The organism is Planococcus lenghuensis, assembly GCF_001999905.1.
In the GTDB taxonomy this organism is placed as follows: domain Bacteria; phylum Bacillota; class Bacilli; order Bacillales_A; family Planococcaceae; genus Indiicoccus; species Indiicoccus lenghuensis.
The window spans coordinates 73126-90431 of sequence record NZ_CP019640.1; the positions used below are offsets into that span (position 1 = coordinate 73126).

Annotated in this window: 7 protein-coding genes, 9 tRNA genes and 5 rRNA genes; all 21 read left to right on the top strand. The window is 50.1% G+C overall.

Annotation, left to right across the window (positions count from 1 at the left end; translation table 11 throughout):
• The first annotated feature begins 136 nt into the window (after positions 1 to 136).
• Positions 137 to 3069 (top strand): 23S ribosomal RNA (locus B0X71_RS00350).
• Positions 3070 to 3315: 246 nt separating this feature from the next.
• Positions 3316 to 3431: ribosomal RNA gene (rrf, locus tag B0X71_RS00355) — 5S ribosomal RNA — on the top strand.
• An 8-nt stretch (positions 3432 to 3439) separates the two neighbouring features.
• Positions 3440 to 3515 (top strand) — tRNA-Val (locus tag B0X71_RS00360).
• A 6-nt stretch (positions 3516 to 3521) separates the two neighbouring features.
• Positions 3522 to 3597: transfer RNA gene (locus B0X71_RS00365), tRNA-Thr, on the top strand.
• Between the two features lie 4 nt (positions 3598 to 3601).
• Positions 3602 to 3677 (top strand) — tRNA-Lys (locus B0X71_RS00370).
• A 24-nt stretch (positions 3678 to 3701) separates the two neighbouring features.
• Positions 3702 to 3783, top strand: a tRNA-Leu gene (locus tag B0X71_RS00375).
• A gap of 10 nt (positions 3784 to 3793) precedes the next feature.
• Positions 3794 to 3868: transfer RNA gene (locus tag B0X71_RS00380), tRNA-Gly, on the top strand.
• A 7-nt stretch (positions 3869 to 3875) separates the two neighbouring features.
• Positions 3876 to 3964 (top strand) — tRNA-Leu (locus B0X71_RS00385).
• Positions 3965 to 4000: 36 nt separating this feature from the next.
• Positions 4001 to 4077, top strand: a tRNA-Arg gene (locus B0X71_RS00390).
• An 11-nt stretch (positions 4078 to 4088) separates the two neighbouring features.
• A tRNA-Pro gene (locus tag B0X71_RS00395) sits at positions 4089 to 4165 on the top strand.
• 8 nt (positions 4166 to 4173) lie between these two features.
• A tRNA-Ala gene (locus B0X71_RS00400) sits at positions 4174 to 4249 on the top strand.
• A gap of 228 nt (positions 4250 to 4477) precedes the next feature.
• Positions 4478 to 6031, top strand: a 16S ribosomal RNA gene (locus B0X71_RS00405).
• 188 nt (positions 6032 to 6219) lie between these two features.
• Positions 6220 to 9152: ribosomal RNA gene (locus B0X71_RS00410) — 23S ribosomal RNA — on the top strand.
• A gap of 176 nt (positions 9153 to 9328) precedes the next feature.
• Positions 9329 to 9444: ribosomal RNA gene (gene rrf, locus B0X71_RS00415) — 5S ribosomal RNA — on the top strand.
• The 16S, 23S and 5S rRNA genes sit together here with 9 tRNA genes alongside, the layout of an rRNA operon.
• A gap of 224 nt (positions 9445 to 9668) precedes the next feature.
• A complete protein-coding gene (locus B0X71_RS00420; protein ID WP_077587609.1) occupies positions 9669 to 9914 on the top strand; it encodes a hypothetical protein in 246 nt (81 codons plus the stop codon).
• Positions 9915 to 10051: 137 nt separating this feature from the next.
• Complete coding sequence (locus B0X71_RS00425) at positions 10052 to 10525, top strand: CtsR family transcriptional regulator (RefSeq protein WP_077587610.1); 474 nt, start codon at positions 10052 to 10054, stop codon at positions 10523 to 10525.
• Positions 10526 to 10539: 14 nt separating this feature from the next.
• Positions 10540 to 11079: a UvrB/UvrC motif-containing protein gene (locus tag B0X71_RS00430; protein ID WP_077587611.1), complete on the top strand. Its 540-nt coding sequence runs from the start codon at positions 10540 to 10542 to the stop codon at positions 11077 to 11079.
• Positions 11069 to 12160, top strand: coding sequence for a protein-arginine kinase McsB (locus B0X71_RS00435; protein ID WP_077587612.1), 1092 nt, complete (start codon positions 11069 to 11071; stop codon positions 12158 to 12160). Before B0X71_RS00430 ends, B0X71_RS00435 begins: the two co-directional genes overlap by 11 nt.
• Positions 12157 to 14619: an ATP-dependent protease ATP-binding subunit ClpC gene (clpC, locus tag B0X71_RS00440; protein ID WP_077587613.1), complete on the top strand. Its 2463-nt coding sequence runs from the start codon at positions 12157 to 12159 to the stop codon at positions 14617 to 14619. The genes B0X71_RS00435 and clpC overlap by 4 nt, the downstream gene beginning before the upstream one ends.
• Before the next feature lie 121 nt (positions 14620 to 14740).
• Positions 14741 to 16111, top strand: a complete 1371-nt coding sequence (gene radA, locus B0X71_RS00445; RefSeq protein ID WP_077587614.1) for a DNA repair protein RadA — start codon at positions 14741 to 14743, stop codon at positions 16109 to 16111.
• A 98-nt stretch (positions 16112 to 16209) separates the two neighbouring features.
• The gene (locus B0X71_RS00450; RefSeq protein ID WP_077587615.1) at positions 16210 to 17304 is read left to right on the top strand and encodes a PIN/TRAM domain-containing protein; all 1095 of its coding nucleotides are present in this window, start codon (positions 16210 to 16212) and stop codon (positions 17302 to 17304) included.
• The last annotated feature ends 2 nt before the right edge of the window (positions 17305 to 17306 follow it).

The following is a 17306-nucleotide window of genomic DNA, read 5'->3' on the forward strand; positions in this document are numbered from 1 at the left end:
CGTTTTGCGTTCAGTTTTGAAGGTCTCAGGATCTTCACGACTTGTTCTTTGAAAACTGGATAATACGACATTGAAAGCAACAAACCAAAGTAGCACCGCATCACGCGAGTGATGCACGTGATTCTTTTTAATTTGAGGTTAAGTTAGAAAGGGCGCACGGTGGATGCCTTGGCACTAGGAGCCGAAGAAGGACGGCACTAACACCGATATGCTTCGGGGAGCTGTACGTAAGCGACGATCCGGAGATTTCCGAATGGGGAAACCCCCTGCCTGTAATGGGGCGGGATCCATGCGTGAATTCATAGCGCATGAGAAGGCAGACCCGGGGAACTGAAACATCTAAGTACCCGGAGGAAGAGAAAGCAAATGCGATTCCCCAAGTAGCGGCGAGCGAAACGGGAACAGCCCAAACCAAGAGGCTTGCCTCTTGGGGTTGTAGGACACTCAACAGTGGAGTGATAAAAGAAGCGCATAGCTGAAGCGGCCTGGAACGGCCCGCGATACGCGGTAACAGCCCCGTAGGCGAAATGCGCTTCTCTCCCGAGTGGATCCTGAGTACGGCGGAACACGTGGAATTCCGTCGGAATCCGGGAGGACCATCTCCCAAGGCTAAATACTCCCTAGTGACCGATAGTGTACCAGTACCGTGAGGGAAAGGTGAAAAGCACCCCGGAAGGGGAGTGAAACAGATCCTGAAACCGTGTGCCTACAAGTAGTCAGAGCCCGTTAATGGGTGATGGCGTGCCTTTTGTAGAATGAACCGGCGAGTTGCGATTCCTTGCAAGGTTAAGCCGAGAAGGCGGAGCCGCAGCGAAAGCGAGTCTGAATAGGGCGAATGAGTAAGGGGTCGCAGACCCGAAACCAGGTGATCTACCCATGTCCAGGGTGAAGGTGAGGTAACACTCACTGGAGGCCCGAACCCACGCACGTTGAAAAGTGCGGGGATGAGGTGTGGGTAGCGGAGAAATTCCAATCGAACCTGGAGATAGCTGGTTCTCTCCGAAATAGCTTTAGGGCTAGCCTCAAGCGAAAGAGTCCTGGAGGTAGAGCACTGTTTGGATGAGGGGCCCATCCCGGGTTACCGAGTTCAGACAAACTCCGAATGCCAGTGACTTGTGCTTGGGAGTCAGACGGCGAGTGATAAGATCCGTCGTCAAGAGGGAAACAGCCCAGACCGCCAGCTAAGGTCCCCAAATATCCGTTAAGTGGAAAAGGATGTGGCGTTGCTTAGACAACCAGGATGTTGGCTTAGAAGCAGCCATCATTTAAAGAGTGCGTAATAGCTCACTGGTCGAGTGACACTGCGCCGAAAATGTACCGGGGCTAAACGGATTACCGAAGCTGCGGACTGTTCGTATGAACAGTGGTAGGAGAGCGTTCTAAGCCGCGTTGAAGCCGGACCGGAAGGACCGGTGGAGTGCTTAGAAGTGAGAATGCCGGTATGAGTAGCGAAAGAAGGGTGAGAATCCCTTCCACCGAATGCCTAAGGTTTCCTGAGGAAGGCTCGTCCGCTCAGGGTTAGTCGGGACCTAAGTCGAGGCCGAACGGCGTAGACGATGGACAACAGGTTGATATTCCTGTACCACCTCCCCGCCATTTGAGCAATGGGGGGACGCAGGAGGATAGGGTGAGCGTGCCGTTGGTTGCGCACGTCCAAGCAGTGAGGTGGGGAACGAGGCAAATCCCGTTCCCACAACCACCAGGCTGTGATGGCGAGGGGAAGTATCCCCGGAGTCCCTGATTTCACACTGCCAAGAAAAGCCTCTAGCGAGGCGGGAGGTGCCCGTACCGCAAACCGACACAGGTAGGCGAGGAGAGAATCCTAAGGTGTGCGAGAGAACTCTCGTTAAGGAACTCGGCAAAATGACCCCGTAACTTCGGGAGAAGGGGTGCTCTTTTGGGTGAACAGCCCGAGAGAGCCGCAGTGAATAGGCCCAGGCGACTGTTTAGCAAAAACACAGGTCTCTGCAAAACCGTAAGGTGACGTATAGGGGCTGACGCCTGCCCGGTGCTGGAAGGTTAAGGGGAGCGCTTAGCGCAAGCGAAGGTGCGAACCGAAGCCCCAGTAAACGGCGGCCGTAACTATAACGGTCCTAAGGTAGCGAAATTCCTTGTCGGGTAAGTTCCGACCCGCACGAAAGGCGTAACGATCTGGGCACTGTCTCAACGAGAGACTCGGTGAAATTATAGTACCTGTGAAGATGCAGGTTACCCGCGACAGGACGGAAAGACCCCGTGGAGCTTTACTGCAGCCTGCTATTGAAGTTGGATACAGCCTGTACAGGATAGGTAGGAGCCGAAGAAGCGTGAGCGCCAGCTTACGCAGAGGCAATGGTGGGATACTACCCTGGCTGTATTGGACTTCTAACCCGCCGGCCTTATCGGCCGGGGAGACAGTGGCAGGCAGGCAGTTTGACTGGGGCGGTCGCCTCCTAAAGAGTAACGGAGGCGCCCAACGGTTCCCTCAGAATGGTTGGAAATCATTCGCAGAGTGCAAAGGCAGAAGGGAGCTTGACTGCGAGACAGACACGTCGAGCAGGGTCGAAAGACGGGCTTAGTGATCCGGTGGTTCCGCATGGAAGGGCCATCGCTCAACGGATAAAAGCTACCCCGGGGATAACAGGCTTATCTCCCCCAAGAGTTCACATCGACGGGGAGGTTTGGCACCTCGATGTCGGCTCATCGCATCCTGGGGCTGTAGTCGGTCCCAAGGGTTGGGCTGTTCGCCCATTAAAGCGGTACGCGAGCTGGGTTCAGAACGTCGTGAGACAGTTCGGTCCCTATCCGTCGCGGGCGCAGGAAATTTGAGAGGCGCTGTCCTTAGTACGAGAGGACCGGGATGGACACACCGCTGGTGTACCAGTTGTCTTGCCAAAGGCATCGCTGGGTAGCTATGTGTGGCCGGGATAAGTGCTGAAAGCATCTAAGCATGAAGCCCCCTCAAGATGAGATTTCCCATTACGTTTACGTAAGTAAGATCCCTCAAAGACGATGAGGTGGATAGGTTCGGGGTGGACGCATGGCGACATGTGGAGCTGACGAATACTAATCGATCGAGGACTTAACCAAAGAAAAGCGCAGGTGGCCACGCAAGGCCCGACCGGCGTAGAGACGGCCCATGGCGGAAATCCTGATTTCCAGAATGGGACGGCTTACGACCCGAGGGCCTGGCCACCGAGCTAGACACCACAGCATTTCAATGTCGGTTATCCAGTTTTGAGTGAACAAGAAAACAGGCTTTCTTTTAAAAAAATGCTTGTAAAACTCGTGAGAGTTGATATAATAAATCTTGTCTTTCAAAACAAAACCAAATAGTCCAGTGATGATGGCAGAGAGGCCACACCCGTTCCCATCCCGAACACGGCAGTTAAGCTCTCTTGCGCCGATGGTAGTTGGGGGCTTCCCCCTGTGAGAGTAGGACGTCGCTGGGCATACACATGGAGGATTAGCTCAGCTGGGAGAGCATCTGCCTTACAAGCAGAGGGTCGGCGGTTCGATCCCGTCATCCTCCACCATGTCATGCCGGAGTAGCTCAATTGGCAGAGCAACTGACTTGTAATCAGTAGGTTGAGGGTTCAATTCCTTTCTCCGGCACCACTTCGAGCCATTAGCTCAGTTGGTAGAGCATCTGACTTTTAATCAGAGGGTCGAAGGTTCGAATCCTTCATGGCTCACCATTTTAGTAAGTTATATTTAAATATGCGGGTGTGGCGGAACTGGCAGACGCACTAGACTTAGGATCTAGCGCCTTCGGGCGTGGGGGTTCGACTCCCTCCACCCGCATCATAATTAAGCGGAAGTAGTTCAGTGGTAGAACGCCACCTTGCCAAGGTGGAGGTCGCGGGTTCGACCCCCGTCTTCCGCTCCAAATTTTCGCCGGGGTGGCGGAACTGGCAGACGCACAGGACTTAAAATCCTGCGGTAGGTGACTACCGTACCGGTTCGATTCCGGTCCTCGGCACCAATAGAAGAAAATACTTTGAGTGTTTTTGTAAATTATGCGCCCGTAGCTCAATTGGATAGAGCGTCTGACTACGGATCAGAAGGTTGTGGATTCGACTTCTGCCGGGCGCGCCATTTTTATTTTTCGGGAAGTAGCTCAGCTTGGTAGAGCACTTGGTTTGGGACCAAGGGGTCGCAGGTTCGAATCCTGTCTTCCCGACCATTTATGATGGGGCCTTAGCTCAGCTGGGAGAGCGCCTGCCTTGCACGCAGGAGGTCAGCGGTTCGATCCCGCTAGGCTCCACCACTTATTTGAAGTTTACAATACCTTAAGATTCTATAATGAATTTTAATTCGAGAACTCTTATCTTAAAACAAGTTGACTTCAAATGATTAAAATGTAAACTGAACCTTGAAAACTGAACAGCAAAACGCTAAGAAACAAACACGATTCTTAAGTGAATCAAATAGCAGCGCGTCATGCGTCACCTCCGTGACCATGGCCGCTGCGCCAGCAAGAGTCAATCAAGACTCCATATCGGAGAGTTTGATCCTGGCTCAGGACGAACGCTGGCGGCGTGCCTAATACATGCAAGTCGAGCGGACGAATCGGGAGCTTGCTCCCGGTTCGTTAGCGGCGGACGGGTGAGTAACACGTGGGCAACCTGCCCTGCAGATCGGGATAACTCCGGGAAACCGGTGCTAATACCGGATAGGTCGGAACCTCGCATGAGGTTCCGCGGAAAGACGGCATCTCGCTGTCACTGCAGGATGGGCCCGCGGCGCATTAGCTAGTTGGTGGGGTAGTGGCCCACCAAGGCGACGATGCGTAGCCGACCTGAGAGGGTGATCGGCCACACTGGGACTGAGACACGGCCCAGACTCCTACGGGAGGCAGCAGTAGGGAATCTTCCGCAATGGACGAAAGTCTGACGGAGCAACGCCGCGTGAGTGAAGAAGGTTTTCGGATCGTAAAACTCTGTTGTAAGGGAAGAACACGTACCAGTTAACTGCTGGTACCTTGACGGTACCTTACCAGAAAGCCACGGCTAACTACGTGCCAGCAGCCGCGGTAATACGTAGGTGGCAAGCGTTGTCCGGAATTATTGGGCGTAAAGCGCGCGCAGGCGGTCTTTTAAGTCTGATGTGAAAGCCCACGGCTCAACCGTGGAGGGTCATTGGAAACTGGAGGACTTGAGTGCAGAAGAGGAAAGTGGAATTCCACGTGTAGCGGTGAAATGCGTAGAGATGTGGAGGAACACCAGTGGCGAAGGCGACTTTCTGGTCTGTAACTGACGCTGAGGCGCGAAAGCGTGGGGAGCAAACAGGATTAGATACCCTGGTAGTCCACGCCGTAAACGATGAGTGCTAAGTGTTAGGGGGTTTCCGCCCCTTAGTGCTGCAGCTAACGCATTAAGCACTCCGCCTGGGGAGTACGGCCGCAAGGCTGAAACTCAAAGGAATTGACGGGGGCCCGCACAAGCGGTGGAGCATGTGGTTTAATTCGAAGCAACGCGAAGAACCTTACCAGGTCTTGACATCCCGCTGACCGCCCTGGAGACAGGGCTTCCCCTTCGGGGGCAGCGGTGACAGGTGGTGCATGGTTGTCGTCAGCTCGTGTCGTGAGATGTTGGGTTAAGTCCCGCAACGAGCGCAACCCTTGATCTTAGTTGCCAGCATTCAGTTGGGCACTCTAAGGTGACTGCCGGTGACAAACCGGAGGAAGGTGGGGATGACGTCAAATCATCATGCCCCTTATGACCTGGGCTACACACGTGCTACAATGGACGGTACAAAGGGCAGCAACCCCGCAAGGGCAAGCGAATCCCAGAAAACCGTTCTCAGTTCGGATTGCAGGCTGCAACTCGCCTGCATGAAGCCGGAATCGCTAGTAATCGCGGATCAGCATGCCGCGGTGAATACGTTCCCGGGCCTTGTACACACCGCCCGTCACACCACGAGAGTTTGTAACACCCGAAGTCGGTGGGGTAACCCTTACGGGAGCCAGCCGCCGAAGGTGGGACAGATGATTGGGGTGAAGTCGTAACAAGGTAGCCGTATCGGAAGGTGCGGCTGGATCACCTCCTTTCTAAGGATTTCTGTCGGAAGACAGTTCGGAACGGACCGTTTGGTCCGCTTAGCGTTTTGCGTTCAGTTTTGAAGGTCTCAGGATCTTCACGACTTGTTCTTTGAAAACTGGATAACACGACATTGAAAGCAACAAACCAAAGTAGCACCGCATCACGCGAGTGATGCACGTGATTCTTTTTAATTTGAGGTTAAGTTAGAAAGGGCGCACGGTGGATGCCTTGGCACTAGGAGCCGAAGAAGGACGGCACTAACACCGATATGCTTCGGGGAGCTGTACGTAAGCGACGATCCGGAGATTTCCGAATGGGGAAACCCCCCGCCTGTAATGGGGCGGGATCCATGCGTGAATTCATAGCGCATGAGAAGGCAGACCCGGGGAACTGAAACATCTAAGTACCCGGAGGAAGAGAAAGCAAATGCGATTCCCCAAGTAGCGGCGAGCGAAACGGGAACAGCCCAAACCAAGAGGCTTGCCTCTTGGGGTTGTAGGACACTCAACAGTGGAGTGATAAAAGAAGCGCATAGCTGAAGCGGCCTGGAACGGCCCGCGATACGCGGTAACAGCCCCGTAGGCGAAATGTGCTTCTCTCCCGAGTGGATCCTGAGTACGGCGGAACACGTGGAATTCCGTCGGAATCCGGGAGGACCATCTCCCAAGGCTAAATACTCCCTAGTGACCGATAGTGTACCAGTACCGTGAGGGAAAGGTGAAAAGCACCCCGGAAGGGGAGTGAAACAGATCCTGAAACCGTGTGCCTACAAGTAGTCAGAGCCCGTTAATGGGTGATGGCGTGCCTTTTGTAGAATGAACCGGCGAGTTGCGATTCCTTGCAAGGTTAAGCCGAGAAGGCGGAGCCGCAGCGAAAGCGAGTCTGAATAGGGCGAATGAGTAAGGGGTCGCAGACCCGAAACCAGGTGATCTACCCATGTCCAGGGTGAAGGTGAGGTAACACTCACTGGAGGCCCGAACCCACGCACGTTGAAAAGTGCGGGGATGAGGTGTGGGTAGCGGAGAAATTCCAATCGAACCTGGAGATAGCTGGTTCTCTCCGAAATAGCTTTAGGGCTAGCCTCAAGCGAAAGAGTCCTGGAGGTAGAGCACTGTTTGGATGAGGGGCCCATCCCGGGTTACCGAGTTCAGACAAACTCCGAATGCCAGTGACTTGTGCTTGGGAGTCAGACGGCGAGTGATAAGATCCGTCGTCAAGAGGGAAACAGCCCAGACCGCCAGCTAAGGTCCCCAAATATCCGTTAAGTGGAAAAGGATGTGGCGTTGCTTAGACAACCAGGATGTTGGCTTAGAAGCAGCCATCATTTAAAGAGTGCGTAATAGCTCACTGGTCGAGTGACACTGCGCCGAAAATGTACCGGGGCTAAACGGATTACCGAAGCTGCGGACTGTTCGTATGAACAGTGGTAGGAGAGCGTTCTAAGCCGCGTTGAAGCCGGACCGGAAGGACCGGTGGAGTGCTTAGAAGTGAGAATGCCGGTATGAGTAGCGAAAGAAGGGTGAGAATCCCTTCCACCGAATGCCTAAGGTTTCCTGAGGAAGGCTCGTCCGCTCAGGGTTAGTCGGGACCTAAGTCGAGGCCGAACGGCGTAGACGATGGACAACAGGTTGATATTCCTGTACCACCTCCCCGCCATTTGAGCAATGGGGGGACGCAGGAGGATAGGGTGAGCGTGCCGTTGGTTGCGCACGTCCAAGCAGTGAGGTGGGGAACGAGGCAAATCCCGTTCCCACAACCACCAGGCTGTGATGGCGAGGGGAAGTATCCCCGGAGTCCCTGATTTCACACTGCCAAGAAAAGCCTCTAGCGAGGCGGGAGGTGCCCGTACCGCAAACCGACACAGGTAGGCGAGGAGAGAATCCTAAGGTGTGCGAGAGAACTCTCGTTAAGGAACTCGGCAAAATGACCCCGTAACTTCGGGAGAAGGGGTGCTCTTTTGGGTGAACAGCCCGAGAGAGCCGCAGTGAATAGGCCCAGGCGACTGTTTAGCAAAAACACAGGTCTCTGCAAAACCGTAAGGTGACGTATAGGGGCTGACGCCTGCCCGGTGCTGGAAGGTTAAGGGGAGCGCTTAGCGCAAGCGAAGGTGCGAACCGAAGCCCCAGTAAACGGCGGCCGTAACTATAACGGTCCTAAGGTAGCGAAATTCCTTGTCGGGTAAGTTCCGACCCGCACGAAAGGCGTAACGATCTGGGCACTGTCTCAACGAGAGACTCGGTGAAATTATAGTACCTGTGAAGATGCAGGTTACCCGCGACAGGACGGAAAGACCCCGTGGAGCTTTACTGCAGCCTGCTATTGAAGTTGGATACAGCCTGTACAGGATAGGTAGGAGCCGAAGAAGCGTGAGCGCCAGCTTACGCAGAGGCAATGGTGGGATACTACCCTGGCTGTATTGGACTTCTAACCCGCCGGCCTTATCGGCCGGGGAGACAGTGGCAGGCAGGCAGTTTGACTGGGGCGGTCGCCTCCTAAAGAGTAACGGAGGCGCCCAACGGTTCCCTCAGAATGGTTGGAAATCATTCGCAGAGTGCAAAGGCAGAAGGGAGCTTGACTGCGAGACAGACACGTCGAGCAGGGTCGAAAGACGGGCTTAGTGATCCGGTGGTTCCGCATGGAAGGGCCATCGCTCAACGGATAAAAGCTACCCCGGGGATAACAGGCTTATCTCCCCAAGAGTTCACATCGACGGGGAGGTTTGGCACCTCGATGTCGGCTCATCGCATCCTGGGGCTGTAGTCGGTCCCAAGGGTTGGGCTGTTCGCCCATTAAAGCGGTACGCGAGCTGGGTTCAGAACGTCGTGAGACAGTTCGGTCCCTATCCGTCGCGGGCGCAGGAAATTTGAGAGGCGCTGTCCTTAGTACGAGAGGACCGGGATGGACACACCGCTGGTGTACCAGTTGTCTTGCCAAAGGCATCGCTGGGTAGCTATGTGTGGCCGGGATAAGTGCTGAAAGCATCTAAGCATGAAGCCCCCCTCAAGATGAGATTTCCCATTACGTTTACGTAAGTAAGATCCCTCAAAGACGATGAGGTGGATAGGTTCGGGGTGGACGCATGGCGACATGTGGAGCTGACGAATACTAATCGATCGAGGACTTAACCAAAGAAAAGCGCAGGTGGCCACGCAAGGCCCGACCGGCGTAGAGACGGCCCATGGCGGAAATCCTGATTTCCAGAATGGGACGGCTTACGACCCGAGGGCCTGGCCACCGAGCTAGACACCACAGCATTTCAATGTCGGTTATCCAGTTTTGAGTGAACAAGCACTCAACCAAATAAGTCCAGTGATGATGGCAGAGAGGCCACACCCGTTCCCATCCCGAACACGGCAGTTAAGCTCTCTTGCGCCGATGGTAGTTGGGGGCTTCCCCCTGTGAGAGTAGGACGTCGCTGGGCACCAGAAAAAACAGTCTTGAAAGCATTTGCTTTCAAGGCTGTTTTTGTCGTTATTTGGACGATGTCTTTACTGATTCTATTTTAAAAGAATGCACTATTGATCTCTCACAAACATGAATACTAAAGTTATCCTTTTCCTTTTTCTCTATTTTCCACTTCAAATACTGTACTAAGGGTTGAAAGACTTATTAAAAGGGGAAAAACAAAAGAAGAGGTGAGAAAACATGAAAGCAGGTCTTTATAAAGTAGAAAAAATCGATGGTGATGTCACAGTTGTTCAATCAATCCAAGCTAAACATGAACGTTTTACTTTTCCTGTTGATGAATTTTCACATGAAGTAGTTGAAGGGGACATAGTGGAAATTTGGCAGGAAAGCGGTAAATGGCAAACCATGTATAAAGAAGAAAAGACAAAAACGGCAAACAGTCATATAAAAGATTTCATTAAACGTATATCGAATCAGCAGTGATACTTAAATTTATTCATCTTGTTCCCTTCTCTTCATAGAGCATCCTAGTTGATAATTTAAATGGGCCGATATATAATTAAGTCAAATATAGTCAAAGTCAGTAAATGACTTTGGTATATTTCAATGAGGTGAGGCCTATGCGAAATATATCTGATGTAATTGAAGGGTATTTAAAGCAAATCATCGAATTAAGTGAGATGGATCATGTTGAAATCAAACGTAGTGAAGTTGCTGAAAAATTTCAATGTGTACCTTCTCAAATTAATTATGTGATTAAAACACGGTTTACTACTGACCGTGGCTATGTTGTTGAGAGTAAGAGAGGCGGCGGAGGATATATCCGAATCAAACGTATCCGCCTGCATGAAAAAGCAAGTGTAATTGAGAGTATCTTAGAAAGGATTCAAAACGGAGCAGCTCAAAACATGGCAGAGGATATTATATTCCGGTTGCTAGATGAAGGTGTAGTATCGAAGCGGGAAGCCAAGTTAATGCTTGGTGCAATCGACCGGCAAACTCTGCTGCTGCCACTGCCAAAAAGAGATGAAATTCGTTCGCGAATCCTTGCTGCAATGCTATTTACTATTTTGTATGAAGAAGATCAACGGTAAGAAGAGGTGATAAGATGATTTGCGATCAATGCCATGAGCGCCCTGCAACGGTAACCGTGACGCAAAATCAGCAAGGAGACGTTACAGAACGTCACTTGTGCCATGTCTGTGCAGCAGAGAATCATCATATCCATAATCTGTTTGATCAGAATCCCTTTAGCATTCATGAACTGCTTTCTAATTGGCTACCAATGCAACAGCATCCAACCAGAAACCGGAAAACAAACGAACAAGCTGTTTGTTCAAAGTGCGGTTTTTCATTTGGAAAGTTTATGAAGTTAGGTAAATTCGGCTGTTCAGAGTGTTACGAGGCATTTGCGCCACAATTGGATGAGATGTTTAGGCGTCTGCACAATGGGCATACAGAACATACTGGAAAAGTTCCAGTATCATTTGGCCGTACATTAAAAGTAAAGAAACAGATAGATGAATTGAGAAGAAAGATGAAGTCATCAATTGCTGAGGAGCAGTTTGAGCAAGCTGCTGCTTTTCGTGACCAGATCCGTGAATTGAATGCACAATTGGATGCTGGAGGTGAGAAGAATGGCAATTGATCATTTTTTAAAAAATAGTGTTACAAGCTGGATGTCAAATGAAGGTGAAAATACAGATATTGCTATGAGTACCCGTATTCGACTTGCTCGGAACTTGACTGATTATCTTTTTCCTTATGCTTTTTCAGAAGCGGAAGCCAAAAAAGTTGATGAAACTGTATCAGCTGTCCTGGAAAACACCGGGAAAGAAATTGGCAATTCATTTACGCATATTGACATTCGGGAGACTCCAGATCTGAAACGTCAGATTCTTGTTGAAAAACACTTAATTAGTCCATTACTGGCCCGAGGGGAAAGCCCCGGATCGGTACTGTTGTCTAAGAATGAAGAGTTAAGTGTAATGGTTAATGAGGAAGATCATTTGCGAATCCAAAGTCTTCAGCCAGGCTTTCGGCTACAGGAAGCTTATGAAAAAGCAAATGACTTGGATTCATTGTTAGAGACCAAACTACCATACGCATTTCACGAAAAGTTCGGGTATTTGACCAGTTGTCCAACCAATACGGGCACAGGCATGCGTGCTTCTGTAATGCTGCATTTACCTGCATTAACAATGACACGGCAAATTGATCGGATTATTTCTGCTATTTCACGATTAGGAATGGTGGTTCGCGGCAGTTATGGCGAGGGCAGTGAAGCACTGGGAAATGTCTATCAGATTTCTAATCAAGTTACCCTTGGAAAATCCGAGTATGAAATTCTTGAAGACTTAGAAAGCATGACGTTACAAGTGATTGAGCAGGAGAGACGGTCCCGCCGTGCAATTATGGAACAGTCACCGTTTGCACTTGAGGATAGAATTTACCGATCATTCGGCATTTTGACCCATGCACGTCTCCTTTCAACAGAGGAGGCCGCAAGATGCTTATCAGATGTCCGGCTTGGAATCGATTTAGAATTGATTAAAGATATTGATATGTCTATTTTAAATGAACTGATGATTTTTATGCAGCCAGCGTTTCTGCAGCAATATGCAGAAAAACCACTGCAGCCAAATGAACGGGACCGAGCAAGAGCTGATTTGTTCCGTGAACGGCTGCGCGGTGAAGAGGAACAACAAAAAGGAGAGGATTTTGCATGATGTTTAACCGTTTTACACAACGAGCTCAAAAAGTTCTTCAGCTTGCACAAGAAGAAGCGATTCGCCTAAAGCATGAAGCGATCGGCACAGAGCATATCCTGCTTGGTCTGATCAGAGAAGGCGGCGGAATTGCAGCAAAAGCATTGGAAGCGATCGGCGTAAATCCGAAGCTGATAGAAGATGGAATTAAGGAATTGATCGGTGTGGGAGAACAAGAAGTTGGCCCAATCGTTCATTATACACCGCGTGCTAAGAAAGTAATTGAATTATCCGTAGATGAATCCCGTAAACTGGGTCATTCATATATTGGGACAGAGCACTTGCTCCTTGCCTTGATCCGTGAAGGAGAAGGTATTGCAGCTCGTGTACTGGCTAATGCAGATGTCAGCCTCAATAAGGCACGTCAGCAAGTACTGCAGCTCCTTGGAAGCAACGAACAGGCACCATCAACTGGCGGCAGCAATCCGAATGCATCAGCTAACACACCGACATTAGATGGCTTGGCCCGTGACTTGACACAGATTGCGCGTGAAGGCAGCTTGGACCCGGTTATCGGCAGAAGCAAAGAAATCACGCGGGTAGTGGAAGTTCTTAGCCGCAGAACAAAAAATAATCCTGTCTTGATCGGGGAGCCGGGGGTCGGTAAAACAGCGATAGCTGAAGGACTTGCCCAGCAAATTGTCACCAATGAAATCCCTGAAACACTTCGTGACAAGCGAGTCATGGTACTTGATATGGGTACAGTAGTTGCCGGTACGAAATACCGTGGTGAGTTTGAGGACCGTCTGAAGAAAGTAATGGATGAGATTCGCCAAGCCGGCAATATTATTCTTTTCATCGATGAGCTTCATACGCTAATTGGTGCAGGCGGAGCTGAAGGTGCAATTGATGCATCCAATATTTTGAAGCCATCCCTTGCCCGTGGTGAATTGCAATGTATTGGTGCAACCACACTTGATGAATATCGTAAGTATATTGAGAAAGATGCAGCACTCGAGCGCCGATTCCAGCCGATCCAGGTGGACGAGCCGACTGTTGAAGAGTCTATCCAGATTATTAAAGGTCTCCGTGACCGTTATGAAGCCCATCATCGTGTGAAAATCACGGATGAAGCAGTGGAAGCTGCAGCGAAAATGTCAGATCGCTATATCTCAGATCGTTTTCTGCCGGATAAAGCAATTGATCTGATTGATGAAGCCGGCTCAAAAGTGCGGCTGCGCTCGTACACGGCACCACCAAACTTGAAAGAGCTGGAACAGCGCCTTGAAGCTGTCCGCTCTGAAAAGAATGCTGCTGTTCAAAGTCAGGCTTTTGAAAAAGCAGCATCTCTCCGGGATTCGGAGCAGAAGCTGAAAGATGAGCTTGAGCAGACGAAAAAAGAATGGAAAGAAAAACAAGGCAAAGAAGAATCGGAAGTAACTGTTGAAGATGTGGCGACTGTCGTCTCCATGTGGACAGGTATTCCGGTTTCACGACTTGCTCAGACAGAATCAAATAAATTGCTGAATTTGGAAAATATCCTGCATAACCGGGTAATTGGGCAGGAAGAAGCAATTAAGGCGATTTCCAAAGCGGTTCGCCGGGCGCGCGCCGGATTGAAAGACCCGAAACGTCCGATCGGTTCATTCATTTTCCTCGGCCCAACCGGTGTCGGTAAAACAGAGCTGGCTCGCGCACTTGCGGAGTCTATGTTCGGAGATGAAGAAGCGATGATCCGGATTGACATGTCCGAGTACATGGAAAAACATTCGACTTCCCGCCTTGTCGGTTCACCTCCAGGTTATGTCGGGTATGAAGAGGGTGGCCAGCTGACTGAAAAAGTTCGCAGAAAGCCTTACTCTGTCATCCTGCTGGATGAAATTGAGAAAGCACACCCGGATGTCTTCAACCTGCTCCTCCAAGTACTTGAAGACGGTTGGTTGACAGATTCAAAAGGACGCCGGGTCGATTTCCGGAATACGGTTGTCATCATGACATCAAACGTTGGTGCACAGGCGATAAAGTTCGATAAACATGTTGGATTTAACCTCGGTGACAGCAAGTCCGAGTATCGTGATATGAAGAATCGGATGATGGAAGAGTTGAAAAAAGCATTCCGTCCTGAGTTCCTCAACCGGATTGATGAAACGATCGTCTTCCATCCACTTGAAAAAGATCATTTGGCAGAGATTGTGACCTTGATGGCTGATCAGCTGACAAAACGTTTGAAAGAGCAGAATATTGATCTTGAACTGACAGATGCAGCGAAACTCAAAATTGCTGAAGAAGGTTATGATCCGGATTACGGGGCACGTCCGCTTCGTCGGGCACTCCAGAAGCATGTGGAAGACCGGCTGTCTGAAGAGTTGCTGAAAGGCAATGTACTGACAGGCCACCATATTGTATTTGATGTGGAAGATAATGAATTCGTGGTTCAGACGAATGAAGCTGTAACAGAAGAAGCTGCAACAAAGAAATAAGACTGAATCTCCAGTCCGCCGGATGTTCTCCGGCGGATTTTTTTGTCTCAATAACTAGAGAACTTGTGTTCGCTTTGGTATAATAAGGTATAGAGGAAAGTGAGAGTTCAAGGAGGAACCTATGGCAAAGAAAAAGACAAAGTTCATGTGTCAGGAATGCGGCTATGAATCCCCGAAATGGATGGGTCGCTGCCCGGGTTGCGGCAGCTGGAATACGATGGTGGAAGAAGTCGAAGTGACACAGGCAAAAGGACCGCGCGGCGCTTTTCAGCATACAGCAACTGCACAAAAAGCAACGCCGATTGTGGCTGTGGAGACCAAGGAAGCTCCGCGTGTTCAGACAGAACTCGAAGAACTGAATCGGGTACTTGGCGGCGGAATTGTTCCGGGCTCGCTTATTCTGATCGGCGGCGATCCGGGGATTGGAAAGTCGACACTTCTGCTCCAGGTTTCCGCCATGCTGGCTAACCGGGGAGAGCGAGTGCTCTACATCTCTGGAGAAGAATCGATCCGTCAGACGAAACTTCGGGCAGAGCGGCTTGATGTTACATCGCCTGAGCTATTCATCTATGCAGAGACCAATCTAGAACTACTGCACAGTACAATTGAAGAAACCAATCCGAAATTTGTAATCGTCGATTCTATTCAAACGGTTCACCACCCTGAAGTAACATCTGCGCCTGGCAGTGTGTCACAGGTGAGGGAATGTACAGCAGAACTGATGCGCATTGCAAAAACAAAGAATATTGCCATCTTTCTGGTGGGGCATGTTACAAAAGAAGGACAAATTGCAGGTCCGCGTCTCCTTGAGCATATGGTGGATACTGTCTTGTATTTTGAAGGAGAACGGCATCACACGTTCCGAATTCTCCGGAGCGTAAAAAACCGGTTTGGATCAACAAATGAGATCGCCATTTTTGAGATGCTTCAAGGTGGGTTGAAAGAAGTGCTGAATCCCTCTGAATTATTCTTGCAAGAGCGAGCGGACGGGGCATCCGGTTCGACAATTGTTGCATCGATGGAAGGCACGCGACCGATTTTGGTGGAAGTTCAAGCACTTGTAACAGAATCAAGTTTTAATTATCCAAAGCGAATGGCGACCGGGCTTGACCAGAACCGGATTTCACTCTTGATGGCAGTGCTTGAAAAGCGCGCAGGAATGCTTTTGCAGACGCATGATGCTTATATTAAAGTAGCCGGTGGTGTGAAGCTGGATGAACCGGCGATCGATCTGGCTGTCCTTGCGAGCATTGTCTCAAGCTTTCGCGATAAGCCATCGAGAGTTCACGATATCATTATTGGAGAAGTCGGCCTGACCGGTGAGATTCGGCGAGTATCCCGCATTGAGCAGCGCGTGCAAGAAGCGGCAAAGCTCGGCTTCCAGCGGGCAATCATTCCGGCATCCAACTTGGGTGGTTGGGACTATCCGGAAGGCATTGAAATCATCGGTGTTGAAAATGTCAGTGAGGCGTTGCGAGAAATTTTTTCATGAATCGAAGGAGGCATATGCCTCCTTTTTTGATTTCAAGCTAACTGAAAAAGCCTTTATTGTATAAAACGTGTATAATCGAAAAAAAGGAGGTGGAATCATTGCTCAGACGAATTATCCAAGGGTTGTTTCTGTTGATCGGAGCGGCTGTCGGAGTGCTATTTCTTCCTTATGCTTTTGAACTCATTTCTGCACTCGACAATCCGTGGGTCAATAATCCGTACGTCGCCGCCATCATCGGCGCACTTGTATTCTTTGTGGTGTCACTGCTGCTAGTGGATTATTTGGTAAATTTTATGAAGTGGATGGAGGATTGGCTTTTACGGGCGCCGACCGGTGATTTATTGTTCGGCACGGTCGGACTCATCATCGGATTGGTTGTTGCCTTTCTGATTGGTTTTGCGCTAAGTGCCATTGATATCCCCATTGTCGAGACAGCTGCGCCGATTGTGTTGTCTGTTGTGCTCGGGTACCTTGGTTTCCAAGTGGGCTTTAAGAAGAAAGAAGAGATTGCCGGAGCTTTTACGTCTGCAAAAGCAACGAACACGAAAAAGAAGGAATCAGATGAGCCGGTTGATGTGTTGACTCATAAATGGCTCGATACAAGTGTAATTATCGATGGGCGGATTGCTGATATTTCTGCAACCGGATTTCTGGAAGGAAAGTTGATTGTCCCACAATTTGTGCTGGCAGAATTGCAGCATATTGCTGATTCCTCTGATACATTGAAGCGGACACGGGGTCGCCGTGGATTGGATGTATTGAAACGATTGCAGGATGAACGGACGGGTTCAGTCGTCATTACAGATCTGGATTTTGATGATGTTCCGGAAGTGGACATGAAGCTCATGCGTGCAGCGCAAAAGATGGGCGGCCAAGTTGTGACAAATGACTTTAACTTGAATAAGGTATGTGAACTTCATAACGTGCCGGTGTTAAACATCAATGATTTAGCTAATGCAGTCAAACCGGTCGTCATTCCTGGTGAAGACTTGTATACTTCTGTTGTGAAGGATGGAAAAGAGCCGAATCAGGGAATCGGTTATTTGGATGATGGCACAATGATCGTTATTGAAGATGGAAAAACATTCATCGGTCAAGCGATCCATGTGACGGTGACCAGTGTACTGCAGACATCTGCGGGGCGCATGATTTTTGGCAAACCCCGGGAAGGCCAGCGCAAGACAGCGAATTAATG